The organism is Leifsonia sp. CL147, assembly GCF_900114565.1.
Taxonomy (GTDB): Bacteria; Actinomycetota; Actinomycetes; order Actinomycetales; family Microbacteriaceae; genus Leifsonia.
On record NZ_FOTM01000003.1, the window covers coordinates 34,322 to 60,752 of the forward strand.

Annotated in this window: 26 protein-coding genes and 1 tRNA gene; 12 read left to right on the forward strand and 15 right to left on the reverse strand. The window is 71.4% G+C overall.

Annotation, left to right across the window (positions count from 1 at the left end):
* Positions 1-97: 97 nt before the first annotated feature.
* A complete protein-coding gene (locus tag BM287_RS03775) occupies positions 98-769 on the reverse strand; it encodes an endonuclease/exonuclease/phosphatase family protein (protein ID WP_090036127.1) in 672 nt (223 codons plus the stop codon).
* A 159-nt stretch (positions 770-928) separates the two neighbouring features.
* Here BM287_RS03775 and ligD point away from each other — a divergent pair, with 159 nt between their 5' ends.
* On the forward strand, positions 929-1,948 hold the full coding sequence (gene ligD, locus BM287_RS03780; protein ID WP_170857422.1) for a non-homologous end-joining DNA ligase: 1,020 nt from the start codon (positions 929-931) through the stop codon (positions 1,946-1,948).
* Here ligD and BM287_RS03785 read toward each other — a convergent pair.
* Positions 1,945-2,619, reverse strand: a complete 675-nt coding sequence (locus tag BM287_RS03785; protein WP_090036129.1) for a UdgX family uracil-DNA binding protein — start codon at positions 2,617-2,619, stop codon at positions 1,945-1,947. The two genes, ligD and BM287_RS03785, sit on opposite strands and share 4 nt — an antisense overlap.
* A 112-nt stretch (positions 2,620-2,731) precedes the next feature.
* A complete protein-coding gene (locus BM287_RS03790; RefSeq protein WP_090036131.1) occupies positions 2,732-3,796 on the reverse strand; it encodes an ATP-dependent DNA ligase in 1,065 nt (354 codons plus the stop codon).
* 96 nt (positions 3,797-3,892) lie between these two features.
* Between BM287_RS03790 and BM287_RS03795 the strand changes: the two genes are divergently transcribed.
* Positions 3,893-4,345, forward strand: coding sequence for an SIP domain-containing protein (locus BM287_RS03795; protein WP_090036133.1), 453 nt, complete (start codon positions 3,893-3,895; stop codon positions 4,343-4,345).
* A 34-nt stretch (positions 4,346-4,379) separates the two neighbouring features.
* On the opposite strand, the gene BM287_RS03800 is transcribed toward BM287_RS03795, so the two are convergent.
* The 7 genes from BM287_RS03800 to BM287_RS18185 form a co-directional block, all read right to left on the reverse strand.
* On the reverse strand, positions 4,380-5,225 hold the full coding sequence (locus BM287_RS03800; protein WP_090036135.1) for an SDR family NAD(P)-dependent oxidoreductase: 846 nt from the start codon (positions 5,223-5,225) through the stop codon (positions 4,380-4,382).
* Complete coding sequence (locus BM287_RS03805; protein WP_090036138.1) at positions 5,222-5,581, reverse strand: Fe-S oxidoreductase; 360 nt, start codon at positions 5,579-5,581, stop codon at positions 5,222-5,224. The genes BM287_RS03800 and BM287_RS03805 overlap by 4 nt, the downstream gene beginning before the upstream one ends.
* A 10-nt stretch (positions 5,582-5,591) precedes the next feature.
* Positions 5,592-7,043 (reverse strand): dihydrolipoyl dehydrogenase family protein, encoded by a 1,452-nt coding sequence (locus BM287_RS03810; protein WP_090036140.1) that lies wholly within the window; start codon positions 7,041-7,043, stop codon positions 5,592-5,594.
* Positions 7,044-7,168: 125 nt separating this feature from the next.
* Positions 7,169-7,954, reverse strand: coding sequence for a crotonase/enoyl-CoA hydratase family protein (locus BM287_RS03815; protein WP_090036507.1), 786 nt, complete (start codon positions 7,952-7,954; stop codon positions 7,169-7,171).
* 10 nt (positions 7,955-7,964) lie between these two features.
* Positions 7,965-8,858 (reverse strand): arginase family protein, encoded by an 894-nt coding sequence (locus tag BM287_RS03820; RefSeq protein ID WP_090036142.1) that lies wholly within the window; start codon positions 8,856-8,858, stop codon positions 7,965-7,967.
* Positions 8,855-9,583, reverse strand: coding sequence for a PspA/IM30 family protein (locus BM287_RS03825; RefSeq protein WP_090036144.1), 729 nt, complete (start codon positions 9,581-9,583; stop codon positions 8,855-8,857). The genes BM287_RS03820 and BM287_RS03825 overlap by 4 nt, the downstream gene beginning before the upstream one ends.
* 56 nt (positions 9,584-9,639) lie before the next feature.
* Positions 9,640-11,724 (reverse strand): TPM domain-containing protein, encoded by a 2,085-nt coding sequence (locus tag BM287_RS18185; RefSeq protein WP_090036146.1) that lies wholly within the window; start codon positions 11,722-11,724, stop codon positions 9,640-9,642.
* A 163-nt stretch (positions 11,725-11,887) separates the two neighbouring features.
* On the opposite strand from BM287_RS18185, the gene BM287_RS03835 reads away from it, so the two are divergent.
* Positions 11,888-12,649: a gamma-glutamyl-gamma-aminobutyrate hydrolase family protein gene (locus tag BM287_RS03835; protein ID WP_090036148.1), complete on the forward strand. Its 762-nt coding sequence runs from the start codon at positions 11,888-11,890 to the stop codon at positions 12,647-12,649.
* A 22-nt stretch (positions 12,650-12,671) separates the two neighbouring features.
* On the opposite strand, the gene BM287_RS03840 is transcribed toward BM287_RS03835, so the two are convergent.
* Entirely contained in the window at positions 12,672-13,394 is a 723-nt protein-coding gene (locus BM287_RS03840) for a protein-L-isoaspartate(D-aspartate) O-methyltransferase (protein WP_244527869.1), read from the reverse strand.
* 91 nt (positions 13,395-13,485) lie between these two features.
* Positions 13,486-14,481, reverse strand: coding sequence for an NAD-dependent epimerase/dehydratase family protein (locus tag BM287_RS03845; protein WP_090036150.1), 996 nt, complete (start codon positions 14,479-14,481; stop codon positions 13,486-13,488).
* Positions 14,482-14,818: 337 nt separating this feature from the next.
* Between BM287_RS03845 and BM287_RS03850 the strand changes: the two genes are divergently transcribed.
* The 3 genes from BM287_RS03850 to msrA are packed head-to-tail and all read left to right on the forward strand — an operon-like array spanning position 14,819 to position 16,695.
* Positions 14,819-15,691 carry a type IV toxin-antitoxin system AbiEi family antitoxin domain-containing protein gene (locus BM287_RS03850; protein ID WP_244527870.1) on the forward strand — a complete coding sequence of 291 codons (873 nt, stop codon included), beginning with the start codon at positions 14,819-14,821 and terminating at the stop codon, positions 15,689-15,691.
* A gap of 36 nt (positions 15,692-15,727) precedes the next feature.
* Positions 15,728-16,174, forward strand: a complete 447-nt coding sequence (msrB, locus tag BM287_RS03855) for a peptide-methionine (R)-S-oxide reductase MsrB (protein WP_090036152.1) — start codon at positions 15,728-15,730, stop codon at positions 16,172-16,174.
* Positions 16,175-16,185: 11 nt separating this feature from the next.
* The gene (msrA, locus tag BM287_RS03860; protein WP_090036154.1) at positions 16,186-16,695 is read left to right on the forward strand and encodes a peptide-methionine (S)-S-oxide reductase MsrA; all 510 of its coding nucleotides are present in this window, start codon (positions 16,186-16,188) and stop codon (positions 16,693-16,695) included.
* 96 nt (positions 16,696-16,791) lie between these two features.
* Here msrA and rlmC read toward each other — a convergent pair whose 3' ends face one another.
* The 3 genes from rlmC to BM287_RS03875 form a co-directional block, all read right to left on the reverse strand.
* The gene (gene rlmC / locus BM287_RS03865; protein ID WP_090036156.1) at positions 16,792-17,928 is read right to left on the reverse strand and encodes a 23S rRNA (uracil(747)-C(5))-methyltransferase RlmC; all 1,137 of its coding nucleotides are present in this window, start codon (positions 17,926-17,928) and stop codon (positions 16,792-16,794) included.
* A gap of 3 nt (positions 17,929-17,931) precedes the next feature.
* A tRNA-Arg gene (locus BM287_RS03870) sits at positions 17,932-18,007 on the reverse strand.
* Between the two features lie 60 nt (positions 18,008-18,067).
* On the reverse strand, positions 18,068-18,679 hold the full coding sequence (locus tag BM287_RS03875; protein WP_090036158.1) for an iron ABC transporter ATP-binding protein: 612 nt from the start codon (positions 18,677-18,679) through the stop codon (positions 18,068-18,070).
* Positions 18,680-18,795: 116 nt separating this feature from the next.
* Here BM287_RS03875 and argS point away from each other — a divergent pair, with 116 nt between their 5' ends.
* The 6 genes from argS to thrB all read left to right on the forward strand — a co-directional run bounded on the left by argS (position 18,796) and on the right by thrB (position 26,402).
* A complete protein-coding gene (gene argS / locus BM287_RS03880) occupies positions 18,796-20,499 on the forward strand; it encodes an arginine--tRNA ligase (RefSeq protein WP_090036160.1) in 1,704 nt (567 codons plus the stop codon).
* A 39-nt stretch (positions 20,500-20,538) separates the two neighbouring features.
* Positions 20,539-21,339: an LmeA family phospholipid-binding protein gene (locus BM287_RS03885; protein ID WP_090036163.1), complete on the forward strand. Its 801-nt coding sequence runs from the start codon at positions 20,539-20,541 to the stop codon at positions 21,337-21,339.
* 122 nt (positions 21,340-21,461) lie between these two features.
* A complete protein-coding gene (gene lysA, locus BM287_RS03890; RefSeq protein WP_090036165.1) occupies positions 21,462-22,928 on the forward strand; it encodes a diaminopimelate decarboxylase in 1,467 nt (488 codons plus the stop codon).
* Complete coding sequence (locus BM287_RS03895) at positions 22,925-24,328, forward strand: homoserine dehydrogenase (protein ID WP_090036168.1); 1,404 nt, start codon at positions 22,925-22,927, stop codon at positions 24,326-24,328. Before lysA ends, BM287_RS03895 begins: the two co-directional genes overlap by 4 nt.
* On the forward strand, positions 24,328-25,449 hold the full coding sequence (gene thrC, locus BM287_RS03900; RefSeq protein ID WP_090036169.1) for a threonine synthase: 1,122 nt from the start codon (positions 24,328-24,330) through the stop codon (positions 25,447-25,449). The genes BM287_RS03895 and thrC overlap by 1 nt, the downstream gene beginning before the upstream one ends.
* A complete protein-coding gene (gene thrB / locus BM287_RS03905) occupies positions 25,446-26,402 on the forward strand; it encodes a homoserine kinase (protein ID WP_090036171.1) in 957 nt (318 codons plus the stop codon). Before thrC ends, thrB begins: the two co-directional genes overlap by 4 nt.
* The last annotated feature ends 29 nt before the right edge of the window (positions 26,403-26,431 follow it).

Here is a 26,431-nt window from a genome sequence, read left to right on the forward strand (position 1 = left end):
TGGCGCTGCAAGTGCACATTCGTGACGAATCGCGGCGGGGCCGGTGCCCGCGAGCTCAGGCCGCGAGGCTCAGGCCGCGAGGGTCAGGCCGCGAGGGTCAGGCCGCGAGTTCGGCGTCGAGCCGGATCGCGCGGTGGTCGGATGCGCCGGCCGGCAGCACATCCACCGACTGGATCTCGAAACCGGTCGAGGTGACGAAGTCGAAGTAGCCCGAGAAGAACTTGTAGCGCAGGTAGGTCGGCTCCGTCGTCCGCTTCAGCGCGTACCCGGAGGTGGTGAGGTGACGTTCGAGGCCGCGGATGAACCAGGGATAGTTGAAGTCGCCCACCATGACCGCGGGGGTGTCCGGCGAGAGCGAGCGCATCCCGTCATGGGCGGAGGCGATCTGCTTGCGTCGCAGCGAGTTCAGCGCCGTCAGCGGAGCCGCGTGGAACGAGCCGACGAGGATGTCCTCGCCGTTGTCCCTGTCGCGGAGGTGGACGGCGAGCAGGCGCTCGTTCGCCGGGGCGAGCACGCGGTCGTGCAGCGACTTCTGCACGGCGAAGACCTGGCTGTGGAGGATCTCGTAGCGGTCGTCGCGCACATACACGGCGAGCCCGAGCCGGTTGGCACGCGTGCTGTCGGCGAGCACCAAGTGGTGCAGTCGTTCGGGGAGGGCCTCGCTGTCGCACTCCTGGAGGCACAGGACGTCGACGTCGTATGCCTCGGCGATCCCCGTCAGCTCACCGCTCGCCGCGTGCTTGCGGAGGTTGTAGCTCACGATCCTCACCGGTCTGCACCTCTTCTCGAACCACTCGACGCGGCCGGCGTGGATGCGGGCCCTCGTCTGTCATTCTGTCGCACTTGAGACGCGGTTCAAGCGGGCCCGTGTCATCGCACAAGGAATTCACATCGCCGTCACCCGTGGTTCGGGCGATAGTGTCGACGCATGGCAGGCGATGCGGTTGTGCTCACGGTCCCCGGGCCCCACGGCGACCGGGAGGTGCGCATTTCCAGCCCTGACCGGGTCATCTTCCCCGAGCCGGGGATCACGAAGCTGGACCTCGCGAAGTACCTCGTCGAGGTGGGCGACGCCTTCGTGCGCGCGAACGGCGACCGGCCGGTGTCCCTGCAGCGATTCCCCGACGGGATCGACGGGGAGCAGTTCTTCTCCAAGAACCCGCCGCGCGGAACCCCGGAGTATGTACGCTCCGTCAACGTCGTCTACCCGAGCGCCCGGTCGCATCCCCAGTTGGTCATCGACGAGCCCGCGGCGGCGGTGTGGGCGGCTCAGATGAATACGGTGGTGTTCCATCCGTGGCCCTCCCGCGCGGAGGACTCGGACAATCCGGATCAGCTGCGCCTCGACCTCGACCCGCAGCCCGGCACGGGGTTCGCGGACGCCGTCCCGGCCGCGATCGAGCTGCGCGCGGTGCTGCGGGAGGCGGGGCTCACCGCGTACATCAAGACCTCCGGCAACCGCGGCCTCCACGTCTTCGCGCCGATCGCACCGTCGCGCGAATTCCTCGAGGTGCGCCACGCGGTCATCGCCGCGGCCCGGGAACTGGAGCGGCGGATGCCCGACCGCGTCACAACGGCCTGGTGGAAGGAGGAGCGCGGCGAGCGGGTGTTCGTCGACTTCAACCAGGCGAACCGCGACCGCACCATGGCCGGCGCCTACAGCCCGCGGCCGCTGCCTCACGCCTCCGTTTCCGCGCCGGTCACCTGGGACGAGCTGGAGCACGTCGACCCCGCGGACTTCACGGTTCTGACGATGCCGGAGCGCTTGCGCACGATCGGCGATCCGTGGGAGGACTTCGGCTCAGAGCCCGGTACCGTCGACGCCCTGCTGGAGTGGTGGGAGCGCGACCTCTCGAAGGGGCTGGGCGAGCTGCCGTTCCCACCCGACTACCCGAAGATGCCGGGGGAGCCGCCGCGCGTGCAGCCGAGCCGGGCGAAGAAGGCCTAGCGGTCCGCTCCGGTTTCGGCCCCGTTCGCGCTGCGGGCGGCCTTCGCCGCTTTCGCCGCGGCCTCCAGATCGGACACGAACGCGTCGTACGCGGCATCCCATCCCGGGTCGTCCTTCAGCCTCAGGAGCGCGGACGGGTGCGTGGTCACGAGCACCGCGCGGCCCTCGGGCGATTTCTGGAGGCGTCCCCGCTCCTGCTGGATGCGCGTCGTCCGGCCGAGCACGCTCCGTCCGGCCGTGGCGCCCAGGCAGACCACGACCTCCGGCTGGACCGCGTCCAGCTCCGCCTCCAGCCAGGGGTGGCACGCCACGATGTTCCCGACGGCCGGCTTCTCGTGGATGCGCCGCTTGCCCTGGCGGCGGAAGCGGAAATGCTTGACCGCGTTGGTCAGGTAGACCTCGTCGCGGTCGATACCGGCGTCCCGGAGCGCCTGATCGAGGATGCGCCCCGCCGGCCCGACGAACGGCGCGCCCTCGACGTCCTCCCGGTCGCCCGGCTGCTCGCCCACGAGGACGAGGGCGGTCCGCGCGTGTCCCGTGGAGAAGACGACCTGCGTCGCGTCCCGGTACAGCTCGCAGCCGCGGCAATCCGCCGCCGCCGCCCGCAGGCTCTGCAGATCGCGCGCCTCCGGCAGGAAGCGCTCCGCCCCCGGCCGTTCCTCGTCCGCCATAAGCGCCACGCAACCACCCCCGCGCAGCCCGCGCAACCACCATCGAGTCCGCAGAGATTGCACACGAAACGCCGCCCCGACGTTCAATCTGTGCGGACTCGATGGTGGGGGGTCAGGTCAGGACGTCGGCGAGGTCGTAGGCGATCGGGCGGTCGAGCTGGTCGAAGGTGCACGAGGCCGCCTCGCGGTCGGGGCGCCACCGCTCGAACTGGGCGGTGTGGCGGAACCGCATCCCCTCCATCTGGTCGTAACGCACCTCGAGCACGCGCTCGGGCCGGAGGCGGACGAACGAGACGTCCTTGCCGGAGGAGAACCGGCTGCGGTCGGTCTCGCCGGTGACGGCCTCGCCACTCTCGTCGCGCTCGACCAGCGGCGCCAGCTCGTCGATGAGCGCGAGTCTTTTGGCGTCGCTGAACGCGGAGACTCCGCCTACGTTGCGCAGCATCCCGTCGTCGCCGTAGAGCCCGACCAGCAGCGAGCCGACGCCCTGACCGCTCTTGTGGATGCGATAGCCGAGCGCGACGACGTCGGCCGTCCGGTGGTGCTTGATCTTGAGCATGGTGCGCTTGTTCGGCGCGTACACGCCGGAGAACGGCTTCGCGACCACGCCGTCGAGCCCGGCGCCCTCGAACTCCACCAGCCAGTGGCGCGCGACGTCCACATCGGTCGTCGTGCGGGTCAGCGCGATGGGGGCCGGCAGGTCGCCGGCGAACTCCTCCAGCGCGGCCCGCCGCTCGGCGAATGGCCGGTCGACGAACGACTCGTCGCCGATCGCGAGCAGGTCGAAGGCCACGAAGGTCGCAGGCGTCTTCTCGGACAGCAGCTTCACCCGGCTCGCGGCCGGATGGATGCGCTGCGACAGCGCCTCCCAGTCCAGCCGCTGCTTCCCGGGCTCGCCGGTGGGCACCACGATCTCGCCGTCGAGGACGCACGGACCGGGCAGGATGCTGCGGAACGCCTCCACGAGCTCCGGGAAGTAGCGGGTCAGCATCTTGGATCCGCGGCTGCCGATCTCCACCGACTCCACGGCGCCCTCGCCGTCGGCGTAGACGATGGCGCGGAAGCCGTCCCATTTGGGCTCGTAGCTCAACCCGCCCGCCACGCTGTCCGGTGCGGGCACCTCGGGCACCGCCTTCGCGAGCATCGGAGCGATCGGGGAGGAGGCGGAAGGCTGCATGCTCCGATCATGCCGCGAACCGCCGACGCTGGGAAGGGATGCGGTCGGCCACCGGCCAGAGAAGGTGAGGTTAGGCTCGCCTATACTGGAGGCGTCATGTACCGTCCCGATCACGCCACCCATACCGCCTCCACGGCGCACGCCGACGACCGCGTCCAGTTCCTGGTCGTCGGCGACGAGACCTCGCTCGTGGAGCTCTCGGCCGAGCTGGCGCTGCTGCCGCTCTGTGCACGTGGGCGCGTCTTCGTCGAGGTCGAGGACGCCTCCCAGATCGTGCCCCTCGGCACACCGCTGCGCGTGACGCTCACCTGGCTGCCGCGGTCCGACCGCAGCGGCCGCCCCGGGACGGGCGAGCGTTGCGCTCGCGGCGAGGCCGCAGCGCGGGCGGTGCGTGCCTGGTGCGACGAGATGCTGTGCGACGGCCCGGGCGAGACCCGCGCCATCGTCACCGGCGGCTTCGCCCTGGCCACCGAGGTGCGCGACCACCTCGTGGCAACCGTGGGCATGTCGCCCGCCGCCGTCTCCACCCCGGGCCTCTCGGCCCGCTGACCCCCTGGGCGGGGCGCCCTACACGGGATCCGCCCTACGCGGCGACGTCGACCCCGACGAGCTCCGCGCTCGCGGTCCAGAGGTCGCGGCCCAGCTGCGCGCTGCGCGCCTGCGGATGCGTCCGTCCGTTCGCTTGGAGCCGGTCGAAGTACGTCCCGCTCGGCGCGCCGACGGGGACGGGTCCGGACAGGAACACCAACGGCGCCGCGCCCGCCGACACCGGGATGCCGAACGAGCTCCGCGTGACCAGGTGGCCGAAGCGGATGAGCGGCGACGAGTTGCCGAAATTGGTGGCGATCGTCCCGGGATGGAAGGAGTAGGCGGAGACGCCCGTGCCGGTCAGCCGTTCGGCGAGCTCGGCGGCGAACAGGATCGTCGCCAGCTTCGCGGTGCCGTACGCACGCCAGCCGCCCTGCCAGGGCCGTCGCTCCCAGTCGAGGTCGTCCACGCGGAGGTTGCCGAAGCGGTTCGCCATACTGGCGGTCGAGACGACCCGGACGTCCCGGCCGGTAGCCGCCGTCTCCACCAGCCGGGGTCGCAGCAGAGCGGTGAGCAGGAAGGGTGCAAGGTGGTTGGCCTGGATGGTGCGCTCGTGCCCATCGACCGTCAGCTCCCGCTCGTGGTAGAGCCCGCCCGCGTTGTTGGCGAGCACGTCGATCGTCTCGTAGCGCTCGAGCAGCGCCTCGGCCAGCGCCCGGACGTCGTCGAGGCGTTCGAAGTCGGCCAGGAAGGGCGTCGCGCCGATGCGCTCGGCGACCGCGCGCGTCCGCTCCGGGTTGCGGCCGACCACCGCGACCTCGTCCCCGCCGGCAGCGAGTGTCTCGGCGGCGACAGCACCGATCCCGGAGCTTGCGCCCGTGACGACGACCGTGCGCGTCATACGTACCCGCCCTTCTCGAGGCCCGCCTCGATCTCGAACCGGTTGCCCAGGGGGTCGCGTCCGGCCAGGAGGTACAGGAACGGGAACAGCATCCCGTACTGCTGCCATTGCTCTTTGTGGACGGCCTCGTGCTCGAGGATGTCGTCGCTCACGTTGTGGTCGGTCAGGTAGACACCGCCGACGCACGATCCGCCGCGGCCGAACGTCGCCTTCGGCATGCCCTGGAAGACGGTCAGGCCGCCGCGGCGCTCGATGCGTCCGGTACTCCAGACGAACCCCCAGACCAGCCCGACCGCCGTGGCGTACAGATAGCCGGCGCGCGTGATCGCGCGGGAGAGCTCACGGGTTGCGCTCATCTCGCTGGGCTCATTTCTCCGGCCGCCCGTACGCTTCCAGCAGCCGCAGCCACACCTCGCTGATCGTCGGGTACGACGGCACCGCGTGCCACAGCCGGTCGATCGGCACCTCCCCGACGATGGCCACGGTCGCGGAGTGCAGCAGCTCCCCGACCTCCTGGCCGACGAAGGTCATTCCGAGGACGACCTTCCGGTCCTCATCCACCACCATGCGCGCGGTGCCCTCGTAGCCGTCGGCGACGACGTACGCGCCCGAGACCTTGCCGATGGGATAGTCGACGACGCGGATGCGGTAGCCGGCCTTCTCGGCCCGCGCCGCGGTCAGTCCCACCGACGCGACCTCGGGGTCGGTGAACGTCACCTGGGGGACCGCCTGATGGTCGGCGGTCGCCACGAATGCACCCCACGGCTCGAGCGACACGTCCCGTCCGTGGGCGCGTGCGGCGATGGCGTCTCCGGCGGCGCGCGCCTGGTACTTGCCCTGGTGCGTCAGCAATGCGCGATGGTTGACGTCGCCGACTCCGTACAGCCAGCCGCCGTCGACCGGTTCGCCGTCGGCGCCCAGCACGCGGAGACTGTCGTCCACTCTCAGCCAGCCGCCATCCTCCAGGCCGAAGGCGTCGAGCCCGATGCCGGAGGTGCGGGGGACGCGGCCCGTCGCCACGAGGAACTCGTCGGTCTCGAGCACCGTGTCGTCGCTCAGCTCCAGTCGGAAGCCTTCGTCGTCCGTGCGCTCCACGCGGCGGGCCTCGGTGTCGAGGTGGAGGGTGACGCCCAGCTTTTTGAGGGACTCGGCCACCAGCTCTCCGGCGAACGGCTCGTCTCCGGCCAGCAGTCCGCTGCGCGCGATGAGGTGGACCTCGGCGCCGAACCCGGCGTAGGCCGTCGCCATCTCGGTGGCCACGACGCCGCCGCCGAGGATGGCCAGCGACAGGGGAACGCGCTGCGCACTCGTCGCCTCGCGGCTCGACCACGGCTCGCTCTCCCGCAGGCCCGGGATGTCGGGGAGCAGCGAGGCGGAACCCGTCGATACCGCGACGGCGTGCTTCGCGCGCAGCACCGTGACCGTGCCGTCCTCCGCGGTGACGGTCACCTCGCGCGGCGCCGTGATGACGCCCCAGCCGCGGACGAGGTCGATGCCGGCGCCCTCGAGCCACTCGACCTGCCCGCTGTCGTTCCAGTTGCTCGTCATCTCGTCGCGCCGCTTGAGCACCGCGGCCACATCCAGGTCGCCGGTGATCGCCTCCCGCGTGCCCCCGACCTTCCGCGCCGCCCGCAGCAGCGCGCCACTGCGCAGCAGCGTCTTGGACGGCATGCAGGCCCAGTACGAGCACTCCCCGCCGACGAGCTCCGACTCGACGATGACCGTCTTCATCCCGCCCTGCGCAGCGCGGTCCGCGACGTTCTCGCCGACCGCCCCCGCGCCCATCACGATGACGTCGTAGTCCCTGGTCTCCGTCATGCCCACTCCCTGCTCTCCCGCGGACCCCGCCGCGATTCTCGTCCTGTCCGCCATATCGTGCTCCCCCCTGCGGCCTCGTCGCCCGGTGGCCCTCAGGGGATCCGCAGTCCGCGAGGACCCGGAGGTCACCGCCCCACGAACTGCGCCTCGGTGCGCGTGAGGAACGCCTCCATCCCGATGCGCGCGTCCTCGCTCGCAGCCAGCCGCACCAGGGCGGGCTGCAGCTCGGCCTCGGCCGCCGCATCGCCGGCGCGCACCGCGCGCTTCGCGTTCGCGAGGGCGGCCTGCACCGCGAGCGGCGCCTGCGCGGCGACCCGCTCCGCCAGTTCCAGCGCGCGATCGAACTGCGTCCCGTCGTCGACCACCTCCTGCACGAGGCCGATGCGATGCGCCTCCGCGGCGTCGAACAGGTCGCCGGTGAGGATGTGGCGCATCGCGTTGCCCCATCCCACCGCCCGCGGGAAGCGCAGCGTCGCACCGCCGAACGGCAGGATGCCACGCGTGACCTCGATCTGCCCGAACCGGGTGCCGCGCGCGGCGACCGCGATATCGGAGGCCAGGATGAGCTCGACCCCGAGGGTGAGACAGGTGCCCTGCACCGCGATCACGACCGGCTTGGTCAGGGGGGTTCCCGACACCTGCCAGGGGTCGATGCCGTCCGGGCCGACGAACGACAGCCCGCCGGGTCCGATGCGCGGGCCGAGGTCGGCGAGGTCGAGGCCGGCCGTGAAGTGCTCGCCCACGCCGTACACCAGCCCGACCCGGAGTTCGGGATCGCGCTCCAGTTCCCCGTAGGCGTCCGCCAGCCGGCTCAGCAGGTCGAAGTCGGCGGCGTTGCGCTTCTCCGGGCGGTTCAGCCCGATGAGCAGGATGTGACCCCGCCGCTCCGTGATGATCTTCGGCTCGCTCATGGCCTCCACGCTACTGCCCTGCTTCCGGGCCCTCGGGCGGCGTGGCCGCTGCCGGCGAGGCGGTCGGTCCGGTGAGTGCCCCGAGGATGCGCAGGATGACCGGGAGGTCGCGTCCGGCCGCGTCCGGGGATTCGGGGGCGAACTCCATCAGGCCGGCTCCGGCCAGATCGAACCGGCGGCGGAGCGCCCGGACCGCCTCGGTCAGCCGATCGGGCTGCACGCCGAACGGCTCCGGGTAGCCGATCCCGTCGATCGAGGACGGATCGAGCACGTCGAGGTCGATGTGGACGTACACCGCCGTCGCGCCCGTGGCGGCCACGGCCTCCACCAGGGCGTCCGGGTCGTCCAGCTCGTCGGGGGAGAGGACGCGGATGGCGTGCTCCTCCACGAAGGCGGACTCGCCGTCGTCCAGCGCGCGAGTGCCGGCGAGGATGAGCTGCAACGGCTCCAGCATGTTCGCCCCGGCCGAGGCCAGACCGTCCGGCCCCTCGCCGAGGAGCGCGCGGAGCACCATCCCGTGGAACGCTCCCGAGGGCGAGGAGGCGACGTCGTTGAGGTCGCCGTGGGCGTCGAACCAGACCACGGCGACCGAGCCGGCGGGATGCGCTCCCAGCGCATGCTGCACCGCGCCCAGCTCCGCGCCGCAATCGCCGCCGATCGTGATCACGGGAGCCTCCAGCAGCCCCAGCTCCGCCGCCGTCGCCTCGCGCACGGCGGCCAGGGACGAGAAGCGGTTCACGCCCGTGCCGAGGGACTCGCCCGCCGTCGCCGGCACCGGGACCACATGCGTGCGCGCGGGCGGCAGGTCGCCGCGGATGGCGTCGGCGCCGTCGATGAGGCGCATCGCGCGCGAGGACCCCGAGCCCTGCCACTGCGGGACGACGAGGAAGGATGCGGGGCTCACGCCTCAGCGCCCGACGTGCCGGCCTTCAGCGCCGCGAGCCGCGCATCCACCTCGGTCAGCTCGCCCAGGTCGTCCAGCTGCTCGAACTGCGCGTCGAGGCTGGAGGAGGCGAGCTCCTGCGCGCCGCGCACACGGGCCTCCTCGCGGCGGATCTTCTCCTCGAAGCGGGAGACCTCGCTGGTCGGATCCATGATGTCGATGCTCTTGACCGCATCCATCACCTGCGCCTGCGCCCGGGCGCTCGCGGCTCGCGCGACCAGCTCGGCGCGCTTGCTCTTCAACTGCTCCAGCTTCTCCTTCATCTGGTTCAGGCCGGTCTTCAGCTTCTCGACGACTTCGGTCTGCGCGGCGATCTGCGGCTCGGCGGCCTTCGCTTCGTTCTCGGCCGAGATCTGCCGCTGCAGCGCCACCTTCGCCAGGTTGTCGAACTTGTCTGCGTTCGCCGCGTCGCCGGAGGCGCGGTACTGGTCCGCCTGGCGGCTTGCGGCCAGCGCCTTGTCGCCCCACTCGCCCGCGGCGTCCACGTCTTCGCGGTGGTCGTCCTCGAGCATGCGCAGGTTGCCGATGGTCTCCGCGATCGCGCTCTCGGCGTCCGCGATGCTGTTCGTGAAGTCGCGGACCAGCTGGTCCAGCATCTTCTGCGGGTCCTCCGCTTGATCGAGGAGGGAGTTGACGTTCGCCCGCAAGAGTTGCGAGATCCGTCCGAAGATGGACTGCTTCGCCATGTGGTCTTCCTTTCGCTTCCGCCCCGAGGGCGATCATCCCTGTTACGTCAGGTCGTTCAGAACCGTCCGCCGCCGCGCCGGCTCCGGGTGCCGCCGCCGCCGAAGCTTCCGGCGCTGAAGCCGCCGCCGCCCCAGCCGCCTCCGCCGCCCCAGTTCCCGCCGCCGCCCCAGCCGCCGCCGAGGCCGCCGCCGAGGCCGCCGCCGAGCACGGAGTCGATCAGGATGCCGCCGAGGATGGCGCCGACCGCGCCGCCTGCTCCACGGGGACCGGCCGTCCCTCCGCCGAAGACGCCGCCCAGGCCGCCGCCCATTCCGGGCTGGAACCCGCCGACGTCCTGCTGTGCCAGCTGCGTGGCCTCGTCCGCGAGTTGCGCGGCGCGCTGGGCCTGTGCGAGCGCGGACGCCGCATCCGTCGCGGCCGTCTGCTCCGCCTGCGCGACGAGGCGCGACGCCTCGGCGAGCCGGGTGCGGGCTGCGGGTCCTACCGCTCCGCGCCGGGCGGTGAGGAAGTCCTCGCACGCGGACACCCGGGCACGCGCCGTCAGCAGCGTCTGCTGCAGCGCCGACTGGGCGCGCTGCGCCTGCGCCCGAGCGTCGCGGACGCCCTGCAGGACGGCGTCGATCGACCGGTTGGCGGCGTCGAGCCGCCGGGCGAGCTCCAGCGGATCCACCCGGCCGGCAGTCAGCGCTGCCTGGACATCCGTCACGGTCTGCTCCGTGCCCGCAGCGGTGGCCGCGATCGTGCCGCCCGGATCGCTGGAGGCTGCGAGCGCGCGTGCCTCCGCGAGATCGCTGCGCAGCTCCGCGATCGTGCGGTCGAGGGATTGCTGCGCGGCGTCCAGGTCGGTGCCGAGCCTGTCGACGGCGTCGAGCAGCAGGCCGGCCTGATCGGCGGACTCCTCGGCGGCGCGCACGCCGACCGCGGCCGCGCCCGCGTTCCCCGCCGCCTGCTGCGTCGCGCCGGCCAGTGCTGTCTCGGCGAAGTCGAGCCGCTGGCTCGCCTGGTCGACGTTGTCGTGCACCGTGGCGAGCGCGGCGTCCGCGTAGCGCCGGGCGAGCCCGTCCAGCGCGGACCGGGCGGTCGTCAGGCGCTGCCGGAGCACTGACACGCGGCTCGTGAGCTCGGCGGTCGCCTCCGGGATGCGCTTCTCCAGCGCGCGCAACTCGTCGAAGGCGTCGGCTTGGGCGTCGAGTGCCTGGTTGGCCGCGCCGCACAGCTGGACGATGTGGATGTTCCACTCGCGCCGCTGCTCGTCCGTGTCGGGCTCAGCGTCATCCAGCCGCTGCTTCAGCGCGAACGCCTCGCGCAGCTGTCCCTTGGCCGCATCGAGCGCCGCCTGGAACGGCACGACGGCCGGCCCGCCGTACTCGGCGGTGGCGTACGCGAGCTCCTGTTCGCTGGTGCGGATGGCATCGTCCGTCTGCACGAGCGCCGAACCGGCTCGCCGTTCCAGGTCGGCGAGCGGGATGGTGTGCAGCTCGCTCTGCGGGGTCGCCGGCCCGGCGGCGGCCTGCTGCCTCCGCGAACGGCGCGTGCGCACCAGCAGGAAGACGAGGAGACCGACCACGATGACGCCGATCAGGAACACCCAGAAGAAGGTCGCGCCTCCGCCGGAGCCGCCCAGGGCGTCGCCGAGGCCGGCCGCCGCCGCGACTCCCGCTCCCGCCCAGTCCCCGGCATGCAGCTTCGGCTCGATGTTGTTCTGCTCGATGCCGTCGAGCTGTTCCGGGCTCACCGGGCCGGCGTCGTCGCCGGAGAGGTAGTACGTGCGTCCCGTGGTGGACACCGCGAGCAGGTAGTCGCGCTGGCCGAGCCCGTTGCGGGCGGCGGTCTCATTGGCCCAGTCCGCTGCCTCGGTCGGGGCGGTGAAGGTGTCGACGTAGACGACGAACAGGTCGATGTGGTGCTGGGCGTACAGCTGCTCGGCGGCCGTCGTGATGGCCGCCAGGTCCCCCTGGCTCAGCACGTGGGCGTCGTCGACGACGTGGCCCGCCCCGAAGTCGACGGGGTCCTGCGCGGCGACGGTCGCACCGGCAGGGGACCCGGGTCCCGCCGCGAGCGGTCCCGCCGCGAGCGGTCCCGCCGCGAGCCCGAGCGCCAGCAGGGCCCCGGTCAGCAGACGTAGACCTGGCAAGCGCATCCACCCCTCGCGTTCCCGGGTCCGGCTCTCGGGCCTGGGTTGTACCCCGCCGAGTCTATTTCCGGCGCCTGTGCGCTGTCACTGTTTCCGCCTGTTACACCTGTGTGTGCGCTCGGCGGGGCCGGCTGCTGGGATGGAGGGGTCCGGTCGAGAGGAGGAGCGCATGTCGCAGCAGCCCGTCCTGGCCGTCGTCGAAGCGACGCGCTTCCGCCCGCACGACCCCGCCTATCACGAGTACGTGCAGTTGCTCGTCGGCAACGTGATCGCCGAGGCGCGATCCCACGGCTGGGGCGTGATCCGGCTCGCGGCCGACCGCGGAACCGCTGCCCTGCTCTCCGGCACCGCCCAGGCGGACGCCATCGTGATCGTGGGCGGGGAGGACATCCACCCCCGCTTCTACGGTGCGGAGACCGGCTACGCCAACGAGTCCCGGCATCTTCCGGTCGCGGACGCCGCCCAGATCGCGCTCGTCCGGTCGGCCGTCGCACGCCGGACGCCGCTGCTGGGCATCTGCCGCGGCCTCCAGATCGTGAACGTCGCCCTCGGCGGGACGCTCGTGCAGGACCTCGGCGACGAGTGCGGCCACGTGAACCGCGGAGTGCCCATCCCGCAGGTGCTCACCACCCACACGGTCCAGCCGGAGGTGGATTCCCGCGTCGCGGAACTGCTCGGCGCCCGCCCCGTGGAGGTCCGCAGCGCGCACCACCAGGCCGTCGACCGGCTCGGCGCCGGCCTCGCCGTCACCGCCCGGTCGCACGACGGCCACGTCGAGGCGATCGAGCACCAGGACGCCCCGTTGCTCGCGGTGCAGTGGCACCCGGAGGACGTGCAGGCGCCGGCCGGCCAGCTCACGGCGCTCCTCGGTGTCCTGCGGTCCGGCATTCTGGATGCGGAGCTCGCCTCCCGCTCCGTCGTCGCAGCCTGAGGGCGCTCGCTCTCTACGGCGGTCAGTCCTGCACCGGCCACCCGTGGTCGCCCAGCAGCGGCACGAAGGCGACGGCGCCCAGGTCCGTCTTGGTCAGCATCCCGTCGTCTCCGCGGGTGAACAGCGCGAGGTGCTGCGCTCCTCCCGGCCGGCCCACAGGCATCACGATGCGGCCGCGCGGCGCGAGCTGCTCCGCCCAGGGACGCGGGACGGATGGCCCGGTCGCCGCCGCGACGATCGCGTCGTAGGGTGCGCCCGGCGGCCAGCCGAGCGTCCCGTCGCCGGTCACGACCTCGACACGGTACCCGAGCGCTTCGAGCGTCGCAGCGGCCTCCACCGCGAGATCCGGATGCCGTTCGATGCTCACCACCCGATGGGCGAGCTCCGCGGCGACGGCGGCCGCGTAGCCGGACCCGGTCCCGACGTCCAGCACCGCGTCCTCGGGCCCGATACGGGCGGCCTGCAGCGTCAGGGCGACGATGTACGGCTGCGAGATGGTCTGGCCGTTCCCGATGGGCATCGGATGGTCCTCGTACGCATACGGCGCCGCCCGCTCGTCGACGAACAGGTGCCGCGGCACGCGCCTCATCGCATCGAGGACCCGCTGATCCTCGATCCCGCGGCTGACGAGCTGCTCCTCGACCATCCGCGCTCGTTCGAAGGTGTGCTCGTGGTTCGTGCCGCCATTGAACCACCGCGGCGGCTCTCGCGCACGGCCGAACTCCTTCTGCTCGAGCTGAACCATCCCGGGATGCCGAACGGCACGATGATCATGCCGTCGTTGCTCATCCACACCATCCTCGGGGGAGGCTCCTGTTCGGCAGGCGTCGTGCGGGTCACCCGAACGCGCGGGCGTGCTCCACGAGGCGGTCGAAGGCCGCATCCAGGTCCGGGTCGGCCCGCTGACGTTCGGGATCGGCCAGGTACCACTCCACGATCTCGCCAGCGCCTCGCGCGAACGGGATCCGAGGGCGGAACTCGGGCACGAGCGCTTGCACCTTCCGGTTGTCGAAATGCATCGAGTGGGCTTTGTCGCCGAGAAGACCCGGCCCCACCTCCGGAATCACTGCGGCGATGGATTCGCTGGCCACGTGCACGAGGTCGGCCTCCACCCCGAGCGCCTCCGCAAGGTAACGGTAGATCTCGTCCCAGGTCGGCGCCTCGTCGCCCGTGATGTGGAAGGCGTCGCCCACCGCCTCCGGCCGGCCGAGCAGCCCGACGAAGGCGACGGCGAAGTCGGTGTTGTGGGTGATCGTCCAGCGGCTCGTCCCGTCGCCGTGGACGACGACCGGGGCGCCGCGCCGCATCCGCTCCAGGTCGGTCCAGCTGCCCGTCGTCGGGATCAGCGTGCGGTCGTACGTGTGCGAGGGGCGGACGATCGTCGCCGGGAACCCGCGGTCGCGGTACGCCTCGACCAGGAGGTCCTCGCAGGCGATCTTGTCCCGTGAGTACTTCCAGAAGGGGTTCCGGAGCGCCGTGGACTCGGTGACCGGGACGCGCGACGGCGGCTTCTGGTACGCGGACGCCGAGCTGATGAAGACGAACTGGCCGACCCGTCCCTCGAACAGGTCGAAGTCCGTCCGGATATGGTCGGGGGTGAACGCGAGGAACTCCGCCGCCACGTCGAAGCTGCGCTCGCCGAGGACGCGGTGCACGCTCTCCGGGTCGCGAATGTCGGCGTGCAGCACCTCCACACCGTCGGGCAGCGGCCGCGTGGAGCTGGCGCCGCGGTTGACCACCGTGACCTCGTGTCCGCGATCGACCGCCTCGGCGACGCACGCCGAGCTGATCACGCCCGTCCCACCGATGAAGAGTGTCCGTGTCGCTGCCATGCCCCGCTCCTTTACGCGTCCCCGTCGTGCACCTGCCCGTCGCCGGTGCCGGGAGGTTCCGCCGAATGGCCAGGCTAACCCCGCGGGACGCGGCACGCGAGGTGCCCCATCATCCCATCCGCATCGTCCGTTCCTCGTCCCGTCCCTCGTCCCTTCCGTCCCTTCCCGCTTGCGAAGGAGATTCGACCGTCTCCCGTCCGAATCTCCTTCACTACTGCCAATCGAAGGAGATTCGAAGCTGTTCGTCCTTCGTTGCACAGCACCCGCCTGCTGCGGGTTCTCCACAGATCGGCGGCCGGCCCGCCGACGATGCCGCCGTCGCACGGAGACTGGGCACATGATCGACCAGCACACGTTGACCCGCCTGGGCGGGATCGCCACCGCCCATCAGCTCCGCGCCGCAGGGGCTTCGTCCGAACAGTTGTCGGCGGCCGTGCGAGCCGGAGAGCTCCGCCGGATCCGCAAGGGCGTCTATGCGCTGCCCACCGCCTCGCGCGATGCGCTCACCGCTGTCGTCGCACGGGGACGGCTCTCGTGCGTGACCGCGGCGCGCACGTATGGTCTGTGGGGAGGCGATGACACGCGGTTGCATCTTCAACTCGCTCCGAACACCCGAGCGGGACCCCGGGGTGGTTGCGTCCGGCACTGGCGGCCGACCGAATCGCACGAGGAACTCTGGAGGGTCACACTCGCGGACTGCCTCCGCTCGGTGGGGCGGTGTGCCGACGAGGAGACCGCCGTCGCGGTATTCGACACCGCCATCTCGGCGGGCCTGACGAATCCTCTGGCGTTGCGGGACGTGCTCGCCGGAACGCCGGCCAACGTTCGCGCGAGGGCGCTGCTCGCTCGCCCGGGTTCCGATTCCGGTGTCGAGTCGATCGTGCGCCAGCGGCTCCAGCGCCGCGGCCATCTCGTGGAGCAGCAGGTGCACGTCGACGGTGTGGGGCGGGTCGACCTGCGAGTCGACGGCGTGCTGTATGTCGAGGTCGACGGCTTCGGATTCCACAGCGACCGCCAGGCGTTCGAACGCGACCGCCAGAGGGATGCCGGGCTGGGCGCCCGAGGGCTGGCGCGTATGCGGGTCTCGGCCGCTCAGGTGCGCAGGAACTGGCCGGCCGTCCTCCGGGCGATGGATGGCATCCTCGCGCACTCGGTGAACTCACAGGGAGCTCGGGACCAAGCCGGTGCCCTCGCGTGTTCCACCTACTGACGGCGTCGCAGCCAGCGCGCCGCACGAGGAGGAATCGTGACACAGGACTACCGCAAGGACCCGGAGGCGGTCTCCCGCCTGACCCCGCGTCAGTACGAGGTGACACAGGAGGCCGCAACCGAGCCGGCGTTCCGCAACGAGTACTGGAACAACCATGAGGAGGGCCTCTACGTCGACGTCGTGTCGGGGGAGCCGCTCTTCGCGTCCGTGAACAAGTACGACAGCCGCTCGGGATGGCCGAGCTTCACCGTTCCGGTCGAGCCGGGCAATATCGTCGAGAAGGTGGATCGGGCCTACGGAATGGTGCGGACGGAGGTGCGATCCGCCCACGGTGACAGTCACCTGGGCCACCTCTTCGACGATGGTCCCGCCGAGGCCGGAGGGCTGCGCTACTGCATCAACTCGGCCGCTCTCCGCTTCGTCCCGCTCGCCGAGCTGGACGCTGCCGGATACAGCGAGTACACCCACATTTTCGAGAAGTAAGGAGCATCACAATGACGCAGAAGGCCATCCTCGCCGGAGGCTGTTTCTGGGGAATGCAGGACCTCATCCGCAAGCTCCCGGGCGTGGTCGGCACGCGCGTGGGCTACACCGGCGGCGACGTCCCCAACGCCACCTACCGCAACCACGGCACCCACGCCGAGGCGATCGAGATCGAGTTCGACCCGGAGCGCACCAGCTACCGCGATCTGCTCGAGTTCTTCTTCCAGATCCACGACCCGTCGACGAAGAACCGTCAGGGCAACGACGTCGGCACCAGCTACCGCTCCGCGATCTTCTTCGTGGACGACGAGCAGCGCCGGATCGCCGAGGACACCATCGCCGACGTGGATGCGTCGGGCCTCTGGCCGGGGAAGGTGGTCACCGAGGTGACGGCGGCCGGACCGTTCTGGCAGGCGGAAGCGGAGCACCAGGACTACCTGGAGCGTATCCCGTGGGGCTACACCTGCCACTTCGTGCGCCCGGGCTGGAAGCTTCCCAAGCGGGAGGCCGCCACGAGCTGACAGCCCGAGCCGCCACAAGCTGACAGCCCGAGCCGCCACGAGCTGACAGCCCGAGCCGCCACGAGCTGACAGCCCGAGCCGCCGCAAGCTGTGGGCTCAGGCGGCGGGGGCCGCCCGCTCCAGCAGGACGGCCACCTCCAGGTGGCCGGTCTGCGGGAACATGTCGAGCACACGGCCGGTCCGGATGCGGTAGGACGGCATCCGGGCCAGGTCGTGGGCGAGGCTCTTCGGGTTGCAGCTGGAGTACACGACGCCCGGGACGCCCGAGCCCTCCAGCCACCGGGCCAGGTCCGCGCCGATGCCCCGGCGCGGCGGATTCACGATCACCAGTTCGGGTGGGGCCGCAGCGCCGAGGGCGAACGCGGTCGCGTCCCCGGCGCGGAACGCGACCTGCGGCAGCCCCGCGGCGGCCGCACTCGCCCGGGCGCTCCGTACCGCCTCCCGGCTGGTCTCCACGCCCACCACCCGTCGGCCGGGCGCCGCGACGTGCAGCGCGAAGCCGCCGACCCCGCAGTACAGGTCCCACACCGACGCGGGCGCGAGTTCGTCCACCCACGACGTCACCTGTTCGTAGAGCGCCGTCGCGACGGCCGTGTTCGTCTGGAAGAAGCTCTGCGGACGCAGGCGCAGCGACACGGCTCCGAGCCGCATGGGCAGCGCGGACTCGCGGGTGAGCACCACATCCGTCTCGCCTTCGACCACGGCCTTGTGCTCCGGCTGGATGTTGACGGTGACGACGCGTGCGGCCGGCAGCTCGGCGAGCAGCCACGGCAGTCCATCGCGGACGAGTGCGACCGTGCGCTCGGACCGCACGACGAACCGCACCATCAGCTCGCCGTCCGGCGACTCGGTCACGAGGACGAATTTGAGCTCGCCGCGGCGTTCCGGCACCTGATACGGCTCCAGCCGCTGAAGGCCGACGAACCGGGCGAGGACAGGCAGCGCCGCGCGGATCCCGGGGGAGCAGATGCCGCACTCGCGCAGGTCGACCCCACGCCCGGCCTCGTCGAGGATCCCGATCGTCGGAGCCTCGAGGGTCCCCCCGACGACCATCTTGGCCTTGTTCCGGTATCCCGCTTCGGCGCTCGCCACCGGCGGCAGCCAGACCGCATCGCCGAACGGTGCGAGCAGCTCACGGGCGAGGCGGTCCTTGCCCATCAGCTGCTCGGCGTAGGGGACACCCATCAGCGTGCACGAGCGGCACACGCCGGCGTCGAAATACGAACAGTCCATGGATGGTGCCCCCAGTAGGATTTGAACCTACGGCCTTCTGCTCCGGAGGCAGACGCTCTATCCCCTGAGCTATGGGGGCCAGGGTGCTCACCAGGCTAGCATCCCCTCCGGCGCGGCCGTGAATCCGGGCGGCTGTCCCTCAGGACGCGGGAATGTTGCCCAGCACGCTCTGCATCAACGGTGCGGCATCGCCCGGTTCGAAGAAGGCGCCGGACTCCGCGACCACCCAGTAGCTGCCGCGGAAGATCTGGACCTGGCCCGAGGTTCCTGGCTCGAAGTAGCCTTCCACCTGCGGGGGGACGCCATACGTCGGCACCGGCTTCGAGGCCGTGATCGCCGCGTTCTTCAGGCCTTCCAGCTGGCTGGCCGGAGGCTTCGCGACAGCGATCTGGACAACTTGTCCGCTGGTCTGGTTCTTCCAGGCGCAGGACACTCCCTGCCAGTCGGCGATCTTCTTCTCGAGCGTCCCGTCCTTCGGCGCGTAGTCCGGGTCGACTCCGTAGTTCGGGTTGAACGCGTAGAGCTGGTCGGCGGTCAGCACCTGATCGCAGGTGAGCCCCACGGGGGTCGGCGGGTCGGTCGGAGTCGGCGTGGGCGTCGGGCCCGCCGACGGGGAGTCGCTCGCCGCGGCGGGTCCGTCGGAGGAGGCCGACGACGTGGGCGTCGACGAGCAGCCGGCGAGGGCGGCGACGATGAGGCCTGCGGCAGTGGTCGCTGCGAGAAGGGCGAAGCGGCGGGAAGTGGAGGGCATTCGTCTCGTCTTTCTGCTCGGCGCGCGGCGTCCGGGAGCGCGTCGGGTTGACCCTATCAATTCGGCCGGTGGGGACCGCGGGAGCGGCCCCGGGCATCCCGGTAGAATCGTTCCTCATGACTCCCGCTGACCTCTCCGCCGCTCTCCTCGACATCGTGACGACGGTGGTCGAGCGTCGACGCGAGGCCGGCGCCGACGTCCCCGAGCTGTCCCTGACCGCGGACGACGTGCCGCTGGAGCGGCCCAAGAACCGCGACCACGGCGACTGGGCGTCCAACGTCGCCATGCGACTGGCCAAGAGGGTCGGAGCGAACCCTCGCGAACTCGCGGGTGAGATCGCCACCGCTGCAGTCGGCATCGACGGCGTCGCCTCCGCCGAAGTGGCCGGCCCCGGCTTCATCAACTTCCGGCTGGATGCGGCCGCCGCCGGCCTCCTGGCCAAGACGATCGTCGACGCGGGCGACGCCTACGGACGCGGTCACACCTACGACGGCCTCCGGGTGAATCTGGAGTTCGTGTCCGCCAACCCCACCGGCCCTGTGCACATCGGCGGAGCCCGGTGGGCGGCCGTCGGCGACAGCCTGGCGCGCATCCTCCAGGCCGAAGGCGCGGACGTCACGCGCGAGTACTACTTCAACGACCACGGCTCGCAGATCGATCGGTTCGCCCGCAGCCTGCTGGCCGCCTACCTCGGCGAGCCGACACCGGAGGACGGCTACGGCGGCGCGTACATCGGCGAGATCGCCGAGCGCGTCGCAGCCGCCTACGCGGCCGACGAGACCGGCGGCGACCTCGCGGGCCTCCCGCGCGAGCAGCAGCAGGAGGTGTTCCGCTCGATCGGCACCCAGCTGATGTTCGCGGAGATCAAGGCGCGCCTCCACGCCTTCGGCGTCGACTTCGACGTCTACTTCCACGAGGATTCGCTGCACGAGTCGGGAGCGGTGGAGCGCGCCATCGCGCGCCTCCGGGAGCAGGGGCACATCTTCGAGGCCGACGGCGCCATCTGGCTGCGCACCACGGCATTCGGCGACGACCGCGACCGCGTCGTGATCCGGTCGAACGGCGAGCCCGCGTACATCTCCGGCGACCTGGGCTACTACCTGGACAAGCGCGAGCGGGGCTTCGAGCAGAACATCATCATGCTCGGCGCCGACCACCACGGCTACATCGGCCGCATGATGGCGATGGTCGAGGCGTTCGGGGATGTGCCGAACGTCAACCTCCAGATCCTCATCGGCCAGATGGTCAACCTGCTGAAGGACGGCGAGCCCGTCCGCATGTCCAAGCGTGCCGGAACGATCGTGACGCTCGACGACCTGGTGGATGCGGTGGGCGTCGACGCCGCGCGCTATGCGCTGGTGCGCTCCTCGACCGACTCGCAGCTCGACATCGACCTCGACCTGCTGACCAAGCGCAGCAACGACAACCCCGTGTACTACGTCCAGTACGCTCACGCGCGGACCCGGTCGGTCGCGGCGAACGCCGAGAAGTCCGGGGTCGACCGCAGCGTGTTCGCGCCGGAACTGCTCACGCACGAGACCGAGTCGGCGCTGCTCGGCGGTCTGCAGGAGTTCCCGCGGGTGGTGGCCCTCGCGGCCGAACTCCGGGAACCGCATCGCGTCGCGCGCTACATCGAAGAGCTGGCGGGCCTGTACCACGCGTGGTACGCAGTGAGGGACGGTTCGACGCGCGTGCTCCCGCACGGCGAGGAGCCCGTGACCGATCTGCACCGCACGCGCCTCTGGCTGAACGACGCGACCGGCCAGGTCATCCGCAACGGTCTCGGCCTCGTGGGGGTGTCCGCGCCGGACCGCATGTGACCGCCCGACCGCACCACGACCGAACGGAGGGACGACCGGATGAGCGACGACACCACGGAGCTGTCGACGGAACCGGAGACGCCCGCCCCCAGCGGGAGCCGCCGTCCTCGCTGGCAGCGGCTGCTGCTCACCGTGGGCATCCCGGTGGTCGCGGTCGTCGTCCTGCTGGTCGTGGCCGACAGCGTCGCCCGCGCGTATGCGGAGCAGCGCGTCTCGGCCGAGATCGAGAAGAACCTGCCTGCGGGGGTGAGCGGCCAGGTCTCCACCCACATCGGCGGGTTCTCGGTGCTGCAGCAGTACCTCTCCGGGAGCTTCGAGCGCGTCGAGCTGGATGCGCCGCACCTGATCGTGCAGGGCGCGCCCCTGAACGCGACCATCGTCGCCACCGGCGTCCCGACGGATTTCTCCAAGCCCATCGCGGACGCGACAGGGACGCTGTCCATCGGCCCGGCCGCCCTCAACACGCTCGTGAAGATCCCCGGCGCGACCGGGGACATCACCCTCGGGCCGGGCACCATCGGCTACGACGGCAGGATCGATCTGCTCGGCCTCCCGGTCGGGTACACGGTCACGGCGACGCCGAAGGCGGACGGCAAGCAGGTGCTGCTGCAGCCGGACAAGGCATCGCTGAAGACCGGCGCGGGCAGCGTGAACCTCGGCCGGCTGCTGGAGGCGCTCACCGCGCGCGGCCCCTTCCCGGTCTGTGCCGCCCAATACCTCCCGGACGGCGTCCAGGTCGCGAACATCGCCGTGACGCCGACCGAGGCGACCGTCCAGCTCACCGCGAGCGGCTTCGTCCTCGACCAGCGCTTCCTCACCAGCAAGGGGAGCTGTTCGTAACACGCAGGGGGCCCGCACGAGGCCCCGATAGACTTCTCGTGTCATCTCCATCCGGCTTCAGGGACCAATCCGGGTCCGCTCGCCTGTGAGACCCCCACTCGTCACCACCCGTGAGGTTCCCTATGGCCCGTTCCGATGCCGCACCCAACCCGCTCGCCCCGCCGTGGCTGCATGTCCCGGCGGACGCCAACGCGCTCGTCCCCGGGCTCTGGTCCCGCACGACCGACCGCGTCGACGGTGAGCTCGTCGTCGGCGGTGTAGCCGTCGGTGAGTTGGCCGGGCGTTTCGGGACACCGCTGTACGTGGTGGACGAGGCCGACGCCCGCGCCCGTGCCGCTGAGGTGCGCCGGGCGTTCGACCGGGCCTTCGCCGAGGTGGGGTCCGCCGCGAAGGTCTACTACGCAGGCAAGGCGTTCCTCAGCATCGAGATCGCGCGGTGGATGGATGAGGCCGGCCTGAACATCGACGTCTGCACCGGGGGCGAGCTGGCTGTCGCACTCGCCGCGGGCGTCGACCCCGAGCGGCTGGGCTTCCACGGCAACAACAAGTCGCTCGCCGAGATCGACCAGGCGGTCGGCGCGCGCGTCGGCGCGATCGTCATCGACAGCCTCCAGGAGATCGGCCGCGTCGCCGAGGCGGCCGAGCGCCACGGCGTCCGGCAGAGCGTCCGCCTGCGGGTGAACAGCGGCGTGCACGCGCATACCCACGCCTTCCTCGCGACCGCGCACGAGGACCAGAAGTTCGGCATCGCCCTCGACCGGGCGGCCGAAGCGGTCGCTCTGATCCGGTCGCACGGGTCGCTGGAGTTCCGCGGACTGCACTGCCACATCGGCTCGCAGATCTTCGGCGCGGACGGCTTCGTCGAGTCCGCGGCGCGTCTCCTGTCGGTGCACAAGGAGCTGCTGTCCGGGGGAGACGTGCCCGAGCTGAACCTCGGCGGCGGATTCGGCATCGCCTACACCGCGGCAGACGACCCTGCGTCGATCGACGAGTTGGCGCGCCGTATCGCCGTGACCGTCCAGACAGGGTGCGAGGCGCTCGAGATCCCGACGCCGGTCGTCGCCTTCGAGCCCGGACGCTCCATCATCGGGACGGCAGGCTTGACCCTGTACACGGTCGGCACGATCAAGGACGTCCCCGTCATCGTCCAGGACGACGGCGAGACGGCGGTCCGCCGTTACGTGAGCGTGGACGGCGGGATGAGCGACAACGCCCGCCGCGCGCTGTACGAGGCCGACTACTCGGCCCGGATCGCGAACCGGGTGTCGGCAGCGGCCCCGGAGCTCGTGCGCGTCGCCGGGAAGCACTGCGAGAGCGGCGACATCGTCGTGGACGCCGAGTACCTGCCCGGCGACATCGTTCCCGGCGACCTGCTGGCGGTGCCCGCGACCGGCGCCTACTGCTGGTCCCTGTCCAGCAACTACAACCACGTGGGCCGGCCGCCGGTGATCGCCGTGCGCGACGGGGAGGCGCGGGTCATCGTCCGCGGTGAGACCATCGAAGACCTCCTCGCCCGTGACGCCGGGTACGCACCCGCCGCACCCGCGACCACCGCCGGATCCGTGCCGAAGGAGCGCAGCAACGCATGATCGAGTACCGCAATCTCCGCGTCGCCCTGCTCGGGGCCGGCTCCGTCGGCTCCCAGGTCGCCCGTCTCCTCCTCGAGCAGGGGGACGAGTTCGCCTCCCGCATCGGCGCCCGGCTGGAGCTCGTCGGCATCGCCGTCCGCGACGTGGATGCGCCGCGCGACGCCGACCTGCCGCGCGAACTGTTCACGACCGATGCGAGCTCCCTCATCCTCGGGGCCGACATCGTCGTGGAGCTGATGGGCGGCGTCGAGCCCGCCCGCGGCTTCGTGCTGGAGGCCTTGAACTCCGGAGCGGATGTCATCACCGCGAACAAGGCCCTGCTGGCGACGCACGGTCCCGAGCTCTTCGACGCCGCCGAGCAGGTCGGCGCGCAGCTCTACTACGAGGCCGCGGTCGCCGGTGCCATCCCGATCATCCGCCCGCTGCGCGACAGCCTCGCCGGCGACCGGGTCAACCGCATCCTCGGCATCGTCAACGGCACCACGAACTTCGTGCTGGACCGGATGGATGTGCACGGCGAGACCTTGCAGGACGCCCTGGCCACCGCCACCGACCGCGGCTACGCCGAGGCGGATCCGACCGCGGACATCGGCGGGTACGACGCGGCCCAGAAGGCGGCCATCCTCGCCAGCCTCGCCTTCCACACCGTCGTTCCGCTGGAGCGCGTCTACCGCGAGGGCATCACCAGCGTGACGAAGGCCCAGGTGGATGCGGCGCGCGAGGCCGGAGCGGTCATCAAGCTCCTGGCGATCTGCGAGCGGCTGACCGACCCCGAGACGGGCGAAGAGGGCGTCTCCGCCCGCGTGTACCCCGCCCTGATCAGCCGGGACCACCCGCTGGCGGCCGTGCACGGCGCGCACAACGCCGTCTTCGTCCAGGCGGCTTCCGCCGGCGACCTGATGTTCTACGGCGCCGGCGCCGGCGGCGTCGAGACGGCCTCCGCCGTCCTCGGCGACGTGGTCTCCGCCGCCCGGCGGCACGTCGTCGGCGGACCGGGCGTTGCCGAGTCCACGCACGCCGACCTGCCGGTTCTCGACATCGGCCGGGTCGTCACGCGCTACCAGATCACTCTGGAGGTGAAGGACCAGCCCGGCGTGCTCGCGGCCGTCGCGCGCATCCTCAGCGACGGCGGCGTCAGCGTCGAGACCGTCCAGCAGTCCGTGCCGAATCAGACGGGCCCGGTGATCATCCCCGGTCCGGCTCTCGCGGGAGGTGCCTCCGCGGCCGCCTCCGGTGCAGCCGCCGGGAGCCCGATTCACGGCGGTGGCAGGGCCACCGCTACCCTTGTCATCGGTACCCACGAAGCCGAGGAGGCCGCGCTGGCGGCCACCGTGGAGGCTCTCGCCGCGAGCGACGTCGTGATCGCCATCTCTTCCGTTCTCCGAGTCGAAGGATCGTAATGCCCCAGCCCAAGGCCTACAGTCGTCAGTGGCGTGGCGTCCTGCGTGAGTACGCGGACCGCCTGAACATCTCCGACGCCACTCCGATCGTCACGCTGGGCGAGGGCGGCACGCCGCTCATCCCGGCCCCGGCGCTCTCCGCGCGGACGGGCGCCGACGTCTGGGTGAAGTTCGAGGGGATGAACCCCACGGGGTCGTTCAAGGACCGCGGCATGACCATGGCCATCTCCAAGGCCGTCGAGCACGGCGCGAAGGCCGTCATCTGCGCCTCCACCGGCAACACCTCGGCGTCCGCCGCCGCCTACGCGACGCACGCGGGCATCCAGGCCGTCGTGCTGGTCCCCGAGGGCAAGATCGCCATGGGCAAGCTCAGCCAGGCGATCGCGCACAACGCCCAGCTGCTGCAGGTGCAGGGCAACTTCGACGACTGTCTCGACATCGCCCGGGAGCTCGCCACCAACTACCCGGTGCACCTGGTGAACTCGGTCAACCCCGACCGCATCGAGGGACAGAAGACGGCGGCCTTCGAGGTCGTGGAGGCTCTGGGCGACGCGCCCGACTTCCACATCGTCCCGGTCGGCAACGCCGGCAACTACACGGCCTACCACCGTGGCTACACCGAGGAGCTGCAGCGCGGCGAGTCGACGAAGCTGCCGCGCATGTTCGGCTTCCAGGCCGCCGGCAGCGCGCCGATCGTCCTCGGCCACGCCGTCAAGGAGCCGGACACGATCGCGACCGCCATCCGGATCGGCAACCCCGCGTCGTGGGAGCTCGCGCTCAACGCGCGCGACGACTCCGACGGGTACTTCGGCGCGATCGACGACGCCAAGATCCTGGAGGCGCACCGCATCCTCTCCGCCGAGGTCGGGATCTTCGTCGAGCCCGCGTCCGCGATCAGCGTCGCCGGTCTCCTCGAGCGGTCGGACGCGGGCATCATCCCGGCGGGATCCACCGTCGTCCTGACCGTCACCGGCCACGGCCTCAAGGACCCGCAGTGGGCCCTCCGCACGGCCGACGGCTCCGACGTCCAGCCGACCGTCGTCCCGGTCGACACGACCGCGATCGCCGACGTGCTCGGGCTGTCGGCGAACGCCGAAGCGACGTCGGAGGCGACCGCGTGACCTCGCCCGACCTCCGGGGCCGCGCGGTCACGGTCAAGGTTCCCGCGACCAGCGCGAACCTCGGGCCGGGCTTCGACACGCTCGGGCTCGCGCTCGCGCTCTACGACGAGCTCGAGGTCGCGGTCCGCGACGAGCCCGGCGCCACCGTCGAGGTCATCGGCGTGGGCGAAGGCGAGGTGCCGACCGACGAGAGCAACCTCGTCGTCCGGGCGATCGCGCACACCTTCGACGCCGTCGGCATCCCGGTGCCCGGCCTCCGCCTGCGTGCGCGCAACAGCATCCCGCACGGCCGGGGGATGGGCTCCTCCGGCGCCGCCATCGTCTCCGGCATCATGGCAGCCACGGGCCTCCTGGAGGGCGTGGTCGACCTCGACGCGCAGCAGCTGCTGGCGCTCGCGAACGACATGGAGGGCCACCCCGACAACGTCGCGCCCGCCCTGTTCGGCGGTCTCACCATCGCCTGGGTGACTCCGGACGGCCCGCGTTTCAAGAAGCTCATCGTGCACCGCGGCGTCTCGCCGCTCGTGCTGGTCCCCGAGCACGTCATGTCGACGGCGCTCGCCCGCAGCCTCCAGCCGGAGTCGGTGCCCCACGAGGACGCCGTCTTCAACGTCTCCCGCTCCGCACTGCTCGTCGCCGCTCTCATCCAGAGCCCCGAGCTGCTGCTCGCCGCCACCGAGGACAAGCTCCACCAGAGCTACCGGGCGTCGGCCATGCCGGAGACCGACAGGCTGATCACGCTGCTCCGGGAGAACGGCTTCGCGGCTGTGGTCTCCGGGGCGGGTCCGTCGATCCTGGTCCTCGGCAGCGACCCGGGTCAGCGGCTGGCCGCGGCGAAGCTCGTCGAGCAGTCGGCGCAGACGCGCTGGCAGCCGCTGATGCTGGCCGTCGACTTCAAGGGCGCCACCGTGACGCGCCAGGAGGCGACCGTCTCGGACACACCGGCGGCCTAGGGTCGGGAGCGTCGGTGCCGAGGTGGTAA

Bases quoted from the DNA above. Each gene is read 5' to 3' on its own strand.
- ligD (WP_170857422.1), top strand. From the start codon at position 929: ATGGCAGGCGATGCGGTTGTGCTCACGGTCCCCGGGCCCCACGGCGAC.
- BM287_RS03840 (WP_244527869.1), bottom strand. From the start codon at position 13,394: ATGGTTCAGCTCGAGCAGAAGGAGTTCGGCCGTGCGCGAGAGCCGCCG.
- BM287_RS03785 (WP_090036129.1), bottom strand. From the start codon at position 2,619: ATGGCGGACGAGGAACGGCCGGGGGCGGAGCGCTTCCTGCCGGAGGCG.
- BM287_RS03805 (WP_090036138.1), bottom strand. From the start codon at position 5,581: ATGAGCGCAACCCGTGAGCTCTCCCGCGCGATCACGCGCGCCGGCTAT.
- BM287_RS03825 (WP_090036144.1), bottom strand. From the start codon at position 9,583: ATGGCGAAGCAGTCCATCTTCGGACGGATCTCGCAACTCTTGCGGGCG.
- BM287_RS03845 (WP_090036150.1), bottom strand. From the start codon at position 14,481: ATGGCAGCGACACGGACACTCTTCATCGGTGGGACGGGCGTGATCAGC.
- BM287_RS03800 (WP_090036135.1), bottom strand. From the start codon at position 5,225: ATGACGCGCACGGTCGTCGTCACGGGCGCAAGCTCCGGGATCGGTGCT.
- BM287_RS03810 (WP_090036140.1), bottom strand. From the start codon at position 7,043: ATGACGGAGACCAGGGACTACGACGTCATCGTGATGGGCGCGGGGGCG.
- BM287_RS03790 (WP_090036131.1), bottom strand. From the start codon at position 3,796: ATGCAGCCTTCCGCCTCCTCCCCGATCGCTCCGATGCTCGCGAAGGCG.
- BM287_RS18185 (WP_090036146.1), bottom strand. From the start codon at position 11,724: ATGCGCTTGCCAGGTCTACGTCTGCTGACCGGGGCCCTGCTGGCGCTC.
- thrC (WP_090036169.1), top strand. From the start codon at position 24,328: ATGCCCCAGCCCAAGGCCTACAGTCGTCAGTGGCGTGGCGTCCTGCGT.
- argS (WP_090036160.1), top strand. From the start codon at position 18,796: ATGACTCCCGCTGACCTCTCCGCCGCTCTCCTCGACATCGTGACGACG.
- lysA (WP_090036165.1), top strand. From the start codon at position 21,462: ATGGCCCGTTCCGATGCCGCACCCAACCCGCTCGCCCCGCCGTGGCTG.
- BM287_RS03885 (WP_090036163.1), top strand. From the start codon at position 20,539: ATGAGCGACGACACCACGGAGCTGTCGACGGAACCGGAGACGCCCGCC.
- BM287_RS03835 (WP_090036148.1), top strand. From the start codon at position 11,888: ATGTCGCAGCAGCCCGTCCTGGCCGTCGTCGAAGCGACGCGCTTCCGC.
- BM287_RS03815 (WP_090036507.1), bottom strand. From the start codon at position 7,954: ATGAGCGAGCCGAAGATCATCACGGAGCGGCGGGGTCACATCCTGCTC.
- msrA (WP_090036154.1), top strand. From the start codon at position 16,186: ATGACGCAGAAGGCCATCCTCGCCGGAGGCTGTTTCTGGGGAATGCAG.
- BM287_RS03875 (WP_090036158.1), bottom strand. From the start codon at position 18,679: ATGCCCTCCACTTCCCGCCGCTTCGCCCTTCTCGCAGCGACCACTGCC.
- BM287_RS03850 (WP_244527870.1), top strand. From the start codon at position 14,819: ATGATCGACCAGCACACGTTGACCCGCCTGGGCGGGATCGCCACCGCC.
- BM287_RS03795 (WP_090036133.1), top strand. From the start codon at position 3,893: ATGTACCGTCCCGATCACGCCACCCATACCGCCTCCACGGCGCACGCC.
- BM287_RS03895 (WP_090036168.1), top strand. From the start codon at position 22,925: ATGATCGAGTACCGCAATCTCCGCGTCGCCCTGCTCGGGGCCGGCTCC.
- rlmC (WP_090036156.1), bottom strand. From the start codon at position 17,928: ATGGACTGTTCGTATTTCGACGCCGGCGTGTGCCGCTCGTGCACGCTG.